The 16,065-nt window shown below is 46.8% G+C and carries 12 protein-coding genes; 5 read left to right on the top strand and 7 right to left on the bottom strand.

Features of this window, described 5'->3' with window-relative positions; genetic code table 11:
* Positions 1-175 precede the first annotated feature (175 nt).
* From ABN764_RS00160 to ABN764_RS00145, 4 genes are all read right to left on the bottom strand, one after another.
* Complete coding sequence (locus ABN764_RS00160) at positions 176-1,693, bottom strand: response regulator transcription factor (protein ID WP_446670603.1); 1,518 nt, start codon at positions 1,691-1,693, stop codon at positions 176-178.
* Positions 1,690-3,465: a cache domain-containing sensor histidine kinase gene (locus tag ABN764_RS00155; RefSeq protein ID WP_446670602.1), complete on the bottom strand. Its 1,776-nt coding sequence runs from the start codon at positions 3,463-3,465 to the stop codon at positions 1,690-1,692. Before ABN764_RS00155 ends, ABN764_RS00160 begins: the two co-directional genes overlap by 4 nt.
* Before the next feature lie 287 nt (positions 3,466-3,752).
* Positions 3,753-7,442 carry a DUF5704 domain-containing protein gene (locus tag ABN764_RS00150; RefSeq protein WP_446670601.1) on the bottom strand — a complete coding sequence of 1,230 codons (3,690 nt, stop codon included), beginning with the start codon at positions 7,440-7,442 and terminating at the stop codon, positions 3,753-3,755.
* 12 nt (positions 7,443-7,454) lie between these two features.
* Positions 7,455-8,678: an S-layer homology domain-containing protein gene (locus ABN764_RS00145; RefSeq protein WP_446670600.1), complete on the bottom strand. Its 1,224-nt coding sequence runs from the start codon at positions 8,676-8,678 to the stop codon at positions 7,455-7,457.
* Between the two features lie 471 nt (positions 8,679-9,149).
* Here ABN764_RS00145 and ABN764_RS00140 point away from each other — a divergent pair, with 471 nt between their 5' ends.
* A complete protein-coding gene (locus ABN764_RS00140; protein WP_446670599.1) occupies positions 9,150-9,701 on the top strand; it encodes a GNAT family N-acetyltransferase in 552 nt (183 codons plus the stop codon).
* A gap of 174 nt (positions 9,702-9,875) precedes the next feature.
* Here the strand turns inward: ABN764_RS00140 and ABN764_RS00135 are convergent, their stop codons facing one another.
* From ABN764_RS00135 to ABN764_RS00125, 3 genes are all read right to left on the bottom strand, one after another.
* On the bottom strand, positions 9,876-10,199 hold the full coding sequence (locus ABN764_RS00135) for an antibiotic biosynthesis monooxygenase family protein (protein WP_044353517.1): 324 nt from the start codon (positions 10,197-10,199) through the stop codon (positions 9,876-9,878).
* A gap of 155 nt (positions 10,200-10,354) precedes the next feature.
* Positions 10,355-11,008 carry an NUDIX hydrolase gene (locus ABN764_RS00130; RefSeq protein WP_446670598.1) on the bottom strand — a complete coding sequence of 218 codons (654 nt, stop codon included), beginning with the start codon at positions 11,006-11,008 and terminating at the stop codon, positions 10,355-10,357.
* A 15-nt stretch (positions 11,009-11,023) separates the two neighbouring features.
* A complete protein-coding gene (locus tag ABN764_RS00125; protein ID WP_446670597.1) occupies positions 11,024-11,593 on the bottom strand; it encodes an AAA family ATPase in 570 nt (189 codons plus the stop codon).
* 284 nt (positions 11,594-11,877) lie between these two features.
* Between ABN764_RS00125 and ABN764_RS00120 the strand changes: the two genes are divergently transcribed.
* The 4 genes from ABN764_RS00120 to hemH are packed head-to-tail and all read left to right on the top strand — an operon-like array spanning position 11,878 to position 15,864.
* Complete coding sequence (locus ABN764_RS00120) at positions 11,878-12,972, top strand: FecCD family ABC transporter permease (protein ID WP_446670596.1); 1,095 nt, start codon at positions 11,878-11,880, stop codon at positions 12,970-12,972.
* Complete coding sequence (locus tag ABN764_RS00115; RefSeq protein ID WP_446670595.1) at positions 12,969-13,841, top strand: heme ABC transporter ATP-binding protein; 873 nt, start codon at positions 12,969-12,971, stop codon at positions 13,839-13,841. The genes ABN764_RS00120 and ABN764_RS00115 overlap by 4 nt, the downstream gene beginning before the upstream one ends.
* Complete coding sequence (locus ABN764_RS00110; protein ID WP_446670594.1) at positions 13,838-14,863, top strand: ABC transporter substrate-binding protein; 1,026 nt, start codon at positions 13,838-13,840, stop codon at positions 14,861-14,863. Before ABN764_RS00115 ends, ABN764_RS00110 begins: the two co-directional genes overlap by 4 nt.
* Positions 14,863-15,864 carry a ferrochelatase gene (gene hemH / locus ABN764_RS00105; protein ID WP_446670593.1) on the top strand — a complete coding sequence of 334 codons (1,002 nt, stop codon included), beginning with the start codon at positions 14,863-14,865 and terminating at the stop codon, positions 15,862-15,864. Before ABN764_RS00110 ends, hemH begins: the two co-directional genes overlap by 1 nt.
* Positions 15,865-16,065 lie beyond the last annotated feature (201 nt).

Below are 16,065 nucleotides of genomic sequence, written 5' to 3'. Positions count from 1 at the left end.
TTCAAGTTCATTTTTCACAAAAGTGTTTGCCCAACAGTACCATCGGCCCTCTATCCACGCTGTACACTAACTGTGGAAGTGTCGCACTTTTATGAACGATATCTCTTAGGTACCACTATAAAAGAAAGACATTGGTAAAGCAGGTGATATTCTTCGGAGAAAGGGGGGACTTTTTTCAGTTGTGCTGCCGATATTGAGAGGGGGACATACCGATATGCTTTTTGAACAGCTTGCAAAAATATTTCACATCCTCGTAGCCGCAATCGCTTGCTACCTGACTTATCTTCCGCTCCGATCCCGTTAGCAGTTCCTTCGCAAGCCCCATTCGCTCCAATGTTACGAAGTCAATGTAATTCATGCCGGCTTCCCGCTTAAACACCTCACTGAAATGATTCGGATTCACATGCACATAAGCAGCTACCTGTTGTAGCGAGAGACTCTCATGCAAATGTTCTCGAATATAGAACATCGCACGCTGAATATAGGAATTCGCGCGATTCCGTTCATCGTATTGCTGATAGCGTTCCATGATGGCGCAGCAGGCGCGATACAATCCCGCTTCTACTTCATGATTCGGCAGAAGACGATGCCGAAATTCACTGAGCGTACGTTCTTCGGGCACCATTCGCTCCAGCCAGCGGCAGGCTGACACCAATATAGACTGCAAATAGGCCAGAAGCGATTCAGGTGTTGTCTGTTCATCTATGACTTGCGCCTTCACAATCTCTTGAATCCAGTGTGCCAGCGTCGCCCGATTGCCTTGTGTTAATATCGTGGCGAGTTCATTCTCTTCCTCTCGTGTACATACCGTTCTACCGCCTGTTCGATGCTGAATGTCTTGATACTGGATGACCTTTCTATCGCTAACGATATGCGCATAGGCCAATGCTCGCTCGGCTTCCACGTAGGATTGCCGTATCTTCTCATAGTGAGAAACAATAGATCCGAATGCCGCGAAGATCGAGCATTTCAGAAGATTCTCACAATTGGCGAACGTCGAAGAGAGCGTTCTCGTCTGCTCATACTCCGTCTTCTGCTTCCATAATAGAACCATGTGATTGGGACGAAGCAAGATATCACACAGCAATGCTTCGCCTATAATATTCGAAGCTGCGAACAGCAGCAGTTGTTCATCTTTCCAACCAGATACAGTAAGGAAAATAACCTGATATGCTGTGCTCTCCGCCTTAAGCTCCAGAAGCTCCAATACTTGTCCGCGTGCAAGTTGTTCTTCCGGCATTCCTTCCGTCAACAGCTGTTCCAGCAGCTGCTTCTTGAGCAGATGGACATTCAAATGTCCGATCCGATCGTGCTGCTGTCTTGCTTCCCATCTCTGCTTCGCCTTCAAGACCGCCTCCATGATCTCCTCTGGACGGCTCGTCTTCAAGATGTAATCCTGCGCTCCTACTCGCATCGCTTGCTGTGCATAGGCAAAGTCATCATACCCAGACAGCATGATTACCTCTGTTGCTGGATATTGATTTCTCACTAGGGACGCCAGCTCCAACCCACTCATCGCCCCCATTCGAATGTCCGTCATCACGATATGGGGCTGTTCATGATGAATCTGCTGCCATGCCTCTTCTCCCGATGCAGCAGGCAGCAAAGCAGTGATCCCGATCGCAGACCAATCAATGACTTGATGAATGCCTGTACGAATAATAACCTCGTCATCCACGATTAGCAGTTTCATTGTTTTTCAACCTCCTTTTCGATAAAAGGAATCATAAAGGATACGGTCGTCCCCCCACCTTCTACGCTCTGAATTTGCAACCCAGATGCCTCCCCATAATGCAGCTTGAGCCTCTGGTTCACATTTCGCAGCCCATAGCTGTGCTCTGGCTTTCGTGTCTGGTCTAATGGAAGTTCGATCTGCTGAAGGAGTGCGTCCAACTGTCCCTGCGGCATCCCTTGTCCGGAATCTTCAATCGTGAAGTGTATATAGTCATCTGCAGTGTGTTGTGCAATTACCGTAATTCGGCCTTTTGATCGCTTGCCAAGTATTCCATGAATGATTGCATTCTCGATCAGCGGCTGAAGAAGAAGCTTCAGCATCCACTGCGATTCAAGCTCAGGACTAATGTGGAACGTGATGTCGAATTGATCCGGATACCGAATCTGCTGAATCGATGCGTAGTGCTGCGCATGAAGCACCTCCTGCGTGACTTGACAATACTCGCTCCCCTTATTCAAGCTGAAGCGCAAGAAATCGCTTAATGCCCCGACCATCTGCGCAATCGTGGCATCCTTGTTCATGAGCGCCATCCAATGGATGGATGCCAGCGTGTTGTATAAGAAATGAGGGTTGATCTGCGCCTGCAGCGCCTGCATATCGGCTTCTTTCTTCATGGATTCATGCCGCTTCACCTCTTCCATCAGCACATGGACACGTTCTCCGAGCTTGTTATAGCTATGCACGAGCATGCCAATTTCATCAGATGAGGTAATCGGAAGCGCAATGACATCCTCCTCGGGCCGAAATCCCTTCAAGGAGACTGCCACCGTCTGCAGCGGCCTCGTCACCCGCATGATAAGGAACAGCACGATACCTGCGATAATAACCATCGCTAGTCCAATCGTCATGGCCGTTATCGTTACGACATATTGATTCTGCGCCTGATACTGCTCATAAGGAATCACTGCCAGCAGACGCCAGTCTACATGCGGAACTGTCGTATACACGATTGTTTTCTTGTATTTCCCTTCCCCATAGGTGACAAAGCCCTGTCTCTCTTGCATCCCTGGTGCATCCCAGTTCGGAAGCAGTTCCGTCACGGACTTCGACAGACCATCCCGGATCGTACCCGAGAGAATTCGATTGTCCCGATCAACAAGCAGCAAACTCTCTCCACTGCCCAGAGCCGGCTTCATCATAAAATCAGCAATCGCTGCTTCGCTTATGCTGATGGATAGCATCCCCTTAGGCTGATAAGTCGTAGTGCTCCCTATCGGCCGCACGAAGGAAATGACCTTCTCTGCTCCGTTCGTTGTCACGTTCGTGTAGAGAGAGCTCCACCATTTATCCTTTACCTGTTGGATGTTCGTGTTCTTGTTGTCTGTGAAGAGTCCGTTGTTGAAGATCGTCGTGTTGGATAGCGTATGATTGCCGTTGTTTGGATAGATGGAGATGTTGGAGATGTATGATTTGGAAAAAGCAAAGTTCGATAAGAATCCCATCAGTTTAATTTGCAGCCCGCTGCCCTGATTCGTGGACGCAAGATAGCGCTGGATGTCCTCCTGCGCAATTAGGAAAATGGACATATTCTCAACGTCCTGCACGATGAACTCCAGATTGGTCTTGATCTGATCCAGCAGCCCCAGACTGGACAGCTTCGTTCGTTCTTCGGCCTCCATCGCTGCAATGCTGTACAATACAAATCCCAGTGACAACAATGGCACAAGGATGGCACCTAGCAACATTATCGATAACTTGCGCTTCAATGACTTGCCTAACCATCGCTGCATAGTGAAGCATTCCTCCTAATATCGACATTTCAGTTAGGTAAAATTATACAAGGTATGGGCAAACTAAAATATACCACAGCCGTTCTACTATACAATCTATCAATTTCCTGCAGATTAAATAGCCTAGAAGACAATCTTCGGACCCCGTAAAGAAAATAACCCGCAAGAGGAGCTCACTATTTTGCAGAGCGTCCGTCTTACGGGTCTTTGTCTTTCAACTATTTGTCGTTCAACTATGATTAGCGATGCTGTTGCCTCTCGCTGTGCACCCAAGATACATCGCCGAATTAATGCGTTCCTGTTACTCCAAAATCATCAACCGATGATTGATCCGCTCGGTAGAACATGACATCCCCATCCTTTAGTTGGAACGTAACGCCATACGGATCTGTGAATTGCGGGCGGGAACCCTCCCGCTTCCATTGATTTGTGAGCGGTGCTTGAATGTATTGCAAATGCGGCTTCCCCTTCTGCCCGTCCCGTACCGTCTCTATATCAACGTTCACGATGAGGAACCCATCGCGCAGGAAGAATGGCGCCTTGTCGTTAAAGCTGAACTGTTTCGATAAATCAAAGCCCTTCGGCACGATATACAGCTTCGCGGGCAGATTGTATTCTCCATACCACTGTTGAATCGACGAAGATGCACGTGCTTCCGAGACTCCAGTTGGCACACTTGTCGGCCCCATAAATGTCCGGACATGGTACGGCAGGAAGAGATCACTGTAGCTGCCAATTGTCGTCGGTTTCTTCGCTGCCCTTGCCCATTCCCCGATGTAAGCTTGACGGCTTGTCGATATGCTGCTGGCGAACAGCTCATAGAAGGCACCCGCTGCATCTAAGATGCGCTGCTCTGGAACATTACGAAGTCGCGCATTAAGCTCCATACTCCGCCTTACCTTGTCCTCTGCTGAGCCAATCCGAATAAATTTCCGTTCATCAGTATGGTAATAGACGTCTACTTCCTGACGCTTTTGCCCCTTGCTGTCCGTGAAGTAGAAGGTAGGCTTAAGATGGATGCCATCTCCTGAGCCGAACATATTCCCCTTTGTCTTCAGGTCGAACTTGAACGCATATCCTGTCTTCACCGCTACATTTTTATACGAGGAATCTGGATGGCTTCCTTTGCGGACAGGAAGCTCATAAGGAAAGGCATTGCCGCGCGCTTCTCCGTCAATCCCTTGGCGCCCCACCCAATAGGAGTTTCCAGTAGGTTCACTGCTTCCCTTCTGCTTGCGGAATACCGTCTCCCAATTGAAGTCCATAATGTCCGTCACGTGGAAATCGTACACCCTGCCAATGACCTCGACCGCGATTTCATGGGTCGCTACATGGTTCTCCCAATTCGTATTGGCTGTTGGCTGATGCGTGAAGGAATCCGGCGTATTTTCCGCAATCGTGCGGTATAAGACCGAATAATCCCCCTCATCGACCCAGACAGGCAGGAAGAATGTCGTATCTAATTGATTAACCGGTATGTCTGTCCACGTGCGCTTCGGGATGAATCTGCTGCGATCTGCAGTATAGACATCGAATGGGAACCATACCTGCTTCATTCGGAAATATTTCGCATAATCACGATCTCCGTATCCCGGATAGTTCACATGCTGCCCGCTCGTAGGCATTCGGACGGTAAATGGCCGATCCAGTATCAAGGCGGCACGATTGTAATTCGGTGTTGTCTTTTGGTTATGTTCACGATCGTCCGTAATCGAGGAGTAATTCACAACAGGTGTATGTACGGTAACGGTATTGATACCGTTGATTGAGAATTGCTTGTCACTGCCGCCATTTATGTTGCCGGGAACAAGATTGTAGTAGATCGTGCCTGAGCTTGGGGTGTTGGCCGCATTGACGAGCTTGCTGCTAATAAGCATACCGCTTCGATAGAGAACATTTTGACCAATGATCGTAGGTGAAGGGATACTTACAGGTGTCGTTCCATGTTTCGTTGTCCAGCTATTGCTCATAATCGGTGTGCCGTTGAAGGTCACAAGATCATTTCGTACTTCTGGCTCTCCCGTTTGTGATTCAGCCCTGCTTTTGAGTTGTGGTTCATCATTTGGCACACTCGGCCTTGTATACATTCCTGGTACTGTTGCTGGTGTAAATGAAATTGTACCACTATCCTTCGGCTTGACGTGAGCCGATGCATCCGAATTGTGATCCGTTGAAAGAGAAGGGGCTGAGTACCCTGATGGCTGCAGCGTTACTGTTCCATTAGGCAGTGCGTAATTGTTCATGTTTGCTCGTTGAATTCCGTACACTTCGATGTTGTTGATCTGCCAATACGAATAGTCACGTTGGAAGGAAAAGCTGTAGGTCTTGGATTCTGTATCTCTCATCGTCAAATCCGGTTGTGGCGTACACACACGCTGCCCTTGTTTATTCGTCGTGCACACATCTGGTTGCTTCTGCTTCCACTCCAGAGCATAGGTAACCTCTATCTGGCACTGATAGTTCACTTTGCCAGACATTTTAGCAAACGTATTCTGGAATAGATACTGATTCGCAAACACATTAGCATACAAATTCTCGGAGGTTGGAATCCCTCTGAGTACATCGAATTTCTCGTTGCCACGGTTGTCGGCTTTGATCATTCCTGTTACATCTGGATTCATCTTATTTCCGGTTACTGTGCTTCCCGATGAAGGAGCCGCAATCGTGTACTTGCACTGCCCCGTCCCTCCACCAGGGTTCCCTCCGTTGTTATCGTCGGTACAGGAGTTCCCCGTTCCCACGGTCATAGAGAAGGCTGCCTTTTCATCCAACGCCTGAGTGGAGTCAGCAAAATGAGCAGTTATGATTGACGTTCCGGTAGATGCCACAGCTGTAACCAGACCTGAATTGTTGATGGTCATCACACTAGCATTAGAGCTTGTCCACGTTAGTTTAGCATGGTTTTTCAGCTCCCACGTGGTGCCATCAACTTTCGTTAATTTGGCAACCAATTGTGTAGTCCCACCAGGTGCAACACATTTGTTCCCCGTAATCTCTAGTCCCGATGTTCCATCGGCATATGTGGCGATAAGTAATTTGTCTTTGTATCGGTATGTAACTGAGTTGAAGTCAACAAAGAATTTAGAGAAATACCAGACCTGCTTGGCCCCTGGATTTGCCCAGTATTTATTGTAGGTATCGTTATTGAAGGTTTGTTTAAAATAGATTGTGATAGAATCAAGATCCGTTAATCTAGCCACTTCTCCACCCACTGTACTAGGATCAGATGTCCCCCCTATCCCATGTACATCCATTATTGATGTACTATCATCCACAACAACATTTGAAGCCGTAACATCTTTCAATTCTTTGGATATCGCACCTGTTTTTATCCAAGTTTGGTTCAGTGGATCAGTAGGTTCATTGATCATGAAGGGCTTGGATCGAGGAATATCTGCTTCTAAGTATGGATCGGTACATCCAGGGTATCTCGGTAAAAGATGACCTTGTATATTTTCTTTAGGAACACTAGCATCGCATCCTCTACTGTCGGCTACACTTACTCGTCCTGCACCCGCTCTCCAATGCTTTCCGTCCCAGTTTGCTGGATCATATATAGACCATCGATCCCAATAATAGACTCCTCCGAAGTTAGAGTTTTCGTTTGAGGTTACTTTTAACTTTGCTCCTTGTAGTGTGTCTTTTAATCCATCTATCCCCTCATACTTCATTCTTCCTGAAATAAAACCATTTACTGACCTTATAACTCGTTTTGATTCTTTGTCTACCCATTCGAGCTTTTTGATAATTTTCCCCGGTTTAGATGGAACTATGATTGGCGTTGTTTCAAGTGATGATTTAGCAGAATATAAATAACCGCTCACTTCATAATCTTCAACGCCACTATTAAAACTATAATCGATCTCTTCTGCCACCTCTCCTGCTGCAGCAATAGCAATCGAATCGATAATAAATGCAAAATTAATTTCCAGAAGAAGTGAAATCAGTATAGCAGTTATTATTTTTTTTAGTTTCAAAGTAACACTCCTCTATTTAGTGAGAACTGATGTAGAAAGAGTATTGCTGTATAAAGGAGCGTTGAGTGGCATTGTTTCAACCAATATACTTATTTCCCCTTTTGTATGAAAGTTCTCTTTTGGAATTACAAGTCCATATATCACTTTTTTTGAATCAAGTGACTTGATAGCTGTTGCTCTATTTATTCCATTTCGTGACCCGGTAAAACCTTGAATCGCAAGAGACAATCGATTAACTGGATATGATTTTGGTTTCTCATTTACAATCAGTTTTGAATCTAAGAGTACAACGTACACTTTCATATCATCTGAAAAAAGAGTTTGTTTTCCTCCGACTTCCCATACTAACTTATTCTTACTTGGAAGCAATTTTCGATTAGGATCCTTGGGATCGTTCCAGTCAATTGCCGTTAGACTATTTACTTGTCCCACAACAGACTTATTGGGTGCAGAGACAGTTAATTTATCGACACTCCAAGAGTTAATTCCTAGTTTCGCGTACTTATACTTTTCATTCTCCGAAGAATTAAAAATCTCTTCAGCGACCGTGAAAATATTCGTTTTGTGCCAGTACATCTCGGCTGCAGCAACAGCATATTTATCGACGGCTAATTTGTCGCCTTTCTTTGCGGACAGCAATCGTTCAATAACGGTAATCGCTTGTGCTCGCGTTGTGCTCCCCTTAAGTGTTAATTCTCCCGGCGCCGTACCGGACATAATGCCATTTTTCGTTGCGAGGTACATCCACTGCTTATCCTCTACTTGATCTATGCCCAATGCTCTCACTGCCATCTTCGACATTTCTTCACGCGTCAACGTTTGGATCCAATTCGTATCTTCCAAGTCACCAGCCTTATATATCCCGGCTGCTTCAGCCGCATGTACATAGGACTCATACCATTTCCCATTCGATTCACGTACTTCAATTCCCAGAGCAGAGATGGTCATCTTTACGAATTCCGCGCGAGATACATTCTTATTAGGAAGAAAATTGCCATCAGGATAACCTTCCACATACCCCTTATTGATCGCTTGCATAATACTGTGTTCTGCCCAGTGTCCGGAAATGTCCAAAACCTTCGGCGTTGTTGCACGATTTGAACTATTATCATTACCGCTTGAGGTGATATTGGGTTTGTCTACTTGTGGAGATGCATTCACTGTGATGGGATGTATGGAAGCTTGCGCGGATATAAGCAATAGGGCTGCCGCTCCTATTAACAATGACTTTTTCATGTTATCCTCCTAATTCATAATTTCAAATTCCATTTCTTGTGTTCCTCATGTAAATACTCGTATCTCTTTTATGCAGCCTCCTTCACTCCGATAATAGTGATACGGTTCGCACCGAATAGGATCATCACCCTAATATTTGATATCGGACACAAGTCCTGAATTTATAGGGTAATTATACCAAATTATCTTGATTTTCGGAACATTCTGACGAGGGTTAGAGGAAATATTTTACTCAATTACGTATAAGAGTGGATAGATAAAGGAAATCAAAATAAAAAAACCGTGAAATTTGTTGCTTGGTTAAGAAGCCCTTACGAAAGTACAAAAGTTACTTTTTTTAAACTTAGGACAATTATCCTTTCGATTGCTTAAATCATGGAATTTTGAAATAATTGTTATTAAGTGAAAGGGTGCCGTTTTATAAAAAGAGTATTTAAAATAATTTAATTTTAATGGAGAGTAGGAAAATGAATGAAACAAGAACTTCCGATAATTGAAACAGAAAGGTTAATTTTAAGAGAAGTATCAACAGAGGATGCTAATGATATGTTTACCTATTTATCTGATAAAGATGTTGTGAAACATATGGGGTTAGCACCTTTCCAAACCGTTCCAGATGTTTGTGATGAAATTAATTGGTATAACTCTATTATCGAAGAAGGCACTGGCATTAGATGGGGAATTACATTAAAAGATTTTGGAAAAATTATAGGAAGTTGTGGCTTTCTTAATCGGGTTACCAAACATCATCGAGCTGAAGTTGGATTTGAGTTAAGCAAAGATTACTGGGGGAAAGGAATAGCTAGTGAAGCATTAGAAGCAGTTATTAAATTTGGGTACCATCACTATCAGTTGGAAAGAATTGAGGCTTTAATAGAACCAGCAAATCTCCCGTCGCAAAAATTGGTTGAGAAGCAAGGGTTTATAAGAGAGGGGTTGCTAAGACATTATGAATATACTTGTGGAAAATTTGATGATTTATATATGTACTCAATCTTAAAAGGAGACCTCAACCTTTTGTAAGGAATGTATTCAACAAATATCAGCTAATATGAGTTATATGATTATTCTAGAAAAGGGTGCTTTGATGGTATAAAAAGAAGAAAACATATCATATATGTCTAATATGTTTTCTCCTTTATTTTTTATGGATTTTTATAAGTTAGGTCTTGATAACTATTATGCTACCCTCAGAATCTATGCTTTTACAAAAGTCTTGATGCCCTTAACTTCGTACACAGCGTGTTGCGATCCCAGAATATGCTCTGGCTTCGGCTTGCCGCGGCTCTGTCTGTGGCCTTCAATATGTGCCTCGCTTGTCTCCCATTTCTTCCACGCTTCTTCAGATTCCCAGCGAATGAGAATGACGACTTCTTCATCTCCTCTGCTTACCTTCTTGACGCAAATGCTCAAGTCAATAAAGCCCTCGGATTTCTCAATGACTCCCTCTCCGCTGAACCTGTCGACCACGAGCTGTGAAGTCCCTTCCTTCACTTGGATGGTTTTCGTCTCGATAAACATATCTCTATCTCCCTTCATCGCATGATGCATTCCATAGAATAATCTTCGTTCCTACCCTTGAAAAAGTTCCCATTCTCCCTATATTACAAAAAGAGTGCATGTGAAATCCATGGAATATTTCCTGATGGAAAATGGAGATTTCGAGCTATTTTCGTCTAATTCTGCTCATTAACTTCTTGATTGGCTAGGCTTGCAATTTGTTCGAGTACATACTCATAATAACCTGCTCTGGAAGGGACAAAGTCCTGTATCGTTAAGTCTACCTTGATCCCGCTCTCTCCACTCGATGGCACGAATTCCTCGCCAGTAATTTGCTGTGCCTCACCTGCAATCAGCTTGCGGAATTGTTCTGCTTCCAGCATGACTATGGATACCACTTCATCTTCCTGCAATCGAAAATCGGTAATATCTCCTTTATATTCATGAAGGAACACATGACAAAATTCATTATCTATTAAATGTTCCTGTTCAATACTGCTTGGTATAACACCACTGTACGTAAGCTGGGCGAACTCAATCTCGAGTCCTAGCTCCTCTCTTAACTCCCGAATGCCGTCCATTGGCGATTCCCCTGCTTCTAGATGACCAGCAGCCGTAATGTCCAGAAGACCCGCATAATCTAGCTTCTGAGGATGCCGGCGTTGGAACAGCAAGATTGGTTCTCCGTTCTCGACCTTCCATAACCAGCAATGAAACGTTTGATGCCATATCCCCTTGGCATGCACTTCATCCCGTGACCTGATACCGGTGTACTCCATTTCGCTAGTAAAGGTATCGACGTATTCTTTTGCAACTTTGTGGGCAACCATTCATGGATCCTCCTGTTATCTATAGTCTGTATCGATTTTCGCTTCTGTCCACGCTCTGCGCATGATTTCATCGACGGTTTCTTCCGGGGTCATGTCTGAGCTGTCCAGCCACATGCCGATTCGAGGCGTGCCCTGACGAAGGCCATCGTCTAAATCCTGAACAGTCCAAAGCCCATACCCTTGCTTGCCTCGCGACGCTTCACGTTCCGCTACAATATCAGGCCGTGGGCAGAGTACAACGAGGTAGAGAGGACGAGTCTGAAAATTCTGAATGAACGTCTGCAGGACATCACCGATGACGACATCTTGGATCACTGTCGTAAATCCGGCTTCCACATATGCATCCGCAGTTCCTGCAGCCAGGCGATAACGAAGGTTCAACTGCTTCATTGCTTCCTCTGGAGCATCAGGTGACATTTCCTCGCGGCCATTGACGATCATGCGACGGAATATGTCACCACGCACATGAACACCTTTTGCAAAGCGTTCCGCCAACAATTGCGCGATGGTGGACTTGCCTGACGCCATAATGCCCGTAATTACAAATAGGCTCGGTGTATGGGGTTCACAGATCTCAACGTTCATCTTACATCCTCCTGACTATATTGCTTGATGTTGCATCTTCCTATATTCATTCAATGTACCATATTCAACCATGAAAAAGCAGGTCTTCTAAAACAGAGCACCGCAAGTCCTCCATTCATGATAGACCTGAGGAACAATTTTTTGATGAAACGCTCCCATTCGATAAATAGGCCCACATTCCGGATTGACGACGATCACAGTCTACGCTATATTAATAAAAGTTTACTTAATGCAACTTATTTATATCTAGACAACATTTTTGCAATAAGGAAAGGGGGTCATCCATGAACACCACGAATGAACTGAAATACAAAGGGCGAGATTCCCGATTTCGTCCCCGGCAGGCCTCCCAACTCCTCCGGATTTCAGTTCTAGCGGCCACAGGCTTGGCAGTTCTACTGTTATCCATACTCATCGGCAGTGCGGTCGGACCTGTGTCTATACCGTTGAAAGAGACGTTTGCAGCCATGCTTCATGCAACAGGCTGGCTGGAGCACATTCAGATTGCAGAGCGGAATCTTACCATCATTCTGGATATCCGTCTGCCTCGTGTCATCGTAAGTGCATTAGTCGGAGCCGGCTTGTCCATCGCGGGCGCAGCGATGCAAGGAGTGTTCCGCAATCCGCTCGTCGAGCCCGGGTATTTGGGAGTGTCGTCAGGCGCAGCCGCTGGAGCTGTCTTGTGCATCGCATTAGGGCTTGTTCGTCATTCGGCATTCGCGCTTCCCTTGTCTGCCTTCGCAGGTGCACTTATATCCGTTGTACTCATCCTGGCCATATGGCGGGCTAGTGGGAAACCGAATGTGACCACTCTACTATTGCTCGGAATTGGCATGAACGCGCTTCTGTCGGCGGTCATTAATGTGATCATCGCCAGCGCGCCGCATGAACAGCAGCTGCGCAGTATCGTGTTCTGGCTGCAGGGTGGACTCGAGGCGCGAACATGGGAGCATGTACATATTATCGCTCTGCCGATTCTTATCGGAGGCGTTCTGTTAGCGTTATTCAGCCGTTCATTGAATTTGCTGCTGCTCGGTGACGAGCATGCACAATCTTCCGGTGTCCCTGTGCAAATCACCCGCTATACGATTTTACTGCTCGCTTCGTTCTTGACCGGTACAGCCGTGTCGGTAAGCGGAATTATCGGTTTTGTCGGCTTGGTTATTCCGCATCTCGTTCGCCTAATTGTCGGCTCGGATCATCGCCTGCTGCTGCCGTTCAGCGCACTATTCGGGGCATCGTTCCTCGTTCTGGCCGATTTAGCCTCGCGCATGGTGCTGCAGCCGATCACATTGCAGGTCGGCGTCGTCTGCGCTTGCATCGGAGCACCACTGTTCATGATGATGCTGCTGCGCAAACGGAAGGAGGGTTCGACATGAAGACAAGGCGCAAGACATCTTTGGGCATGCCTAGACTGCTTGAAGCCAAGCAATTGACCTATTCGATTAATGGACGAACAATCATCGACAATCTGTCCATGAAGCTGCAGTCAGGCTCCTTCCTAGGCATTATTGGACCGAACGGCAGCGGAAAATCTACATTGCTTCGCATGCTTTGTGGACTACTGAAGCCCGCTCAAGGCTCACTGACACTTGAAGGAAAGCCCTTCAAGGCATACTCCACGAAGGAACGAGCGCAAATGATCGGCTATGTACCGCAGGATTGCTCGCTTGATGCAGACTTCACGATTGAGCAAATCGTCGCGATGGGACGCCACCCTTATAGCCGCTTGTTCAGCGGATTAACAAGTTCAGATGCACAGCAGGTCGAACGGGCGATGGAGCAATGCGGCGTTAATCACCTGCGCGAGCGCTACATTCATGCCTGTTCAGGCGGACAACGCCAGCTTGCATTCATCGCCAAGGCGCTTGCACAGGAGCCGCAAATTCTGCTGCTGGATGAGCCTATCTCCGCACTCGACATTCGTCACCAGCTTCGCACGCTTGCGCTGCTTCGCCAGCTCGCTGACGAAGGATATGCTGTGGTCGCTTCACTGCATGACCTGTCGCTAGCTTCTCGTTACTGCGATCGTCTTCTGCTTCTGCATGACGGGCGCATCGAAGCACTCGGCGAACCGGAAGAGGTGCTCTCAGCAGATGCACTTTATGATGTGTATGGCGTTCATGCCGTCATTCGCCAAGAACCAGGAACGGAAGGCCTGTCAGTCATTGCATTTGAACATGAAGCAGAAGAGCAGAAATGGTATACCCATTACGAAAAAGAACATCTTGGAGGAATGACACAATGAGAAACGTACAAACTCGGCGAAAATCTACTTTTCGCATGCTCTGTATGAGCTTGATCGTGCTTGTTGCCGCTGTCGGGTTGACAGCCTGCACCAGCAATTCACAATCCGATAGCGAGAAATTGTCCAGCACCATTTCAACCACGACCAGTTCTAAGGCCGCTGCATCCTCTGACAATGGGAAGATAGAGGCTGCACCGAAGGTTGCTGCGGTATCTCTCGACACTGCAGATGCCGTACTTGAAATCATTCCTCCGGAGCAAGTCGTTGCCGTACCGAAGAGCATGAAAAATACTTATTTGGCTGTCAACGAGGAGAAGGGCAAGCAGGTGTCCGGTCAAGTCGGCGGTGCGACTGGATTGGATCCCGAAGGAATTTTGGCATTTCATCCAGACGTTGTCCTCATCACGAAAATCCATAATAGCGAAAACGATGCCGAGCAATTGCTCAGCCAAGCAGGCGTCAAGGTTGTCACGTTCGAGCAATGGGGAACATTCGAGCAATTGATTGCGAACTTCCGCACAATTGGCGAGGCTGTTGGAGCTGTCGATAAAGCAGAGGAAGTTGCCAAGGAAATTCAGGGCAAGCTGGACGATGCTGCTAAGCGAACTGCATCACTTGCAAGCAAGCCGTCCGTTCTCGTACTGTCGCCTGTTGGCCCGAATACTGGCCCTTACATCATGGGACCAGGGAACATTTCTTATGATATGATCCGTCTCGCTGGAGCTAAGCCCGCTGCCGAATCACTCGGGATTAAGAAATCGACAAAAGCATCAATTGAGGATGTCATTAACATGAATCCGGACTATATCGTGCTTGGAGATTGGGATGGTTCGGGAGAGGAATGGCTGAAGGATCTGAAATCTCAAGCGGCGTGGAACACACTGGACGCGGTCAAAAATAACCGCATTACGACGATGAAGGCGAAGGAACTGCTTGCGCCGAACCGTTATACGGTAGATGGAATGCTGGAAATGTCGGTATGGCTTCACCCTGATTTATGGAAAGGAGACGCAGCGAATTAATGAGCGAATTCCTAGCAAACGGGCATACGCAGCCCAAGCGGCTTCCGCTAGAAATATCGATGGACACGCCGCGCCGGGCCATCCTTCTTGCTTCCTACAGCGCTTGTGCCAGCATTGATGATGTGCCTGCCATGTACCATCATATTTTGCGCGGACACGGCTCTCCTTCGGAAGCCATCGTGCAAGGCGTTATTCGGTACAGCGATACGGGCACATGTGATCCACTGTATACGGTAACGAAGCGTCAGTCCGAGGCAATTACACAGCTAGTAGAGGCCAAGTTCGGTGAAGTAATTCCTGTCTATATCGGCTGCAAGCATTCGCATCCTTTTGTAGCCGATGCCATCCAGCAAGCGATCAGAGACGGCATCACGGAGCTTGCCGTGCTGCATGCAACACCCTTCTTCACAGCCTCAGGAACAGGAAGCTATGTTCAAGATGCCAAGAAGGCAATCGCTGCAGCCAACAGCGATATGAAATTGACAGTCATTTCTGAATGGCAAGCGCACCCTGACTTCATTCAGCTAATGGCGCGCAGATTGCGCGATGCTTACGTCTGGATGCCTTCCTCGATGCTGCCGACGACACGGGTCATCTTTACGGTGCACAGCAAGCCTGGTCTTCCCTCCGCGCATGGTGACTTTATTGCGTCCTACAAGCATGTTGCCGGATTGATCGCGGAGCAGGCCAATATCGGGAAATGGGATATTTCTTATCGCAGCGGCATGCCCGCCCCCCAACGCTGGCTTGGGCCCGATATTAATGAGGTTATTCTAGGAGCAGCTTCCGATAAGGAAGAAGCTGTTGTCATTTGCGAGCTGACCTCGCTTACCGAAAATGTCGAGGTCTATTACGACATTGGCCAGGAAGCCAAGCAAACGGCAGAGCAGTGCGGGATGCAGTTCGTTTGCACTGAATATCCGAATGATGCCTATGATTTTATGGACTTTTTATCCAACATCGCTGCTGCTCATTTTGAGCTGAAGGCAGCACATTCCTGAAGGAAGCACGAAGCATGTTCTCAGTGGGATAGCCTCTTCCACCTCTCATTGAGTCACTATCCCTTTCAGTCAGGAGAACATGCATGTGTGCTGCGAAGCCAACAAATGTACGGTGAGGTTGCATTAGCGGAAATGCAGATTGCTCCGTACATTAGTTGCGTATGACCATCAATAGTACCAATGGATTAAGGCTGAGCACCT

This window comes from Paenibacillus wuxiensis (genome assembly GCF_040195695.1).
In the GTDB taxonomy this organism is placed as follows: domain Bacteria; phylum Bacillota; class Bacilli; order Paenibacillales; family Paenibacillaceae; genus Paenibacillus_B; species Paenibacillus_B suaedae.
The sequence above is the reverse complement of the archived record's forward strand: the minus strand, read 5'-3'. Positions and strand labels throughout refer to the sequence as shown.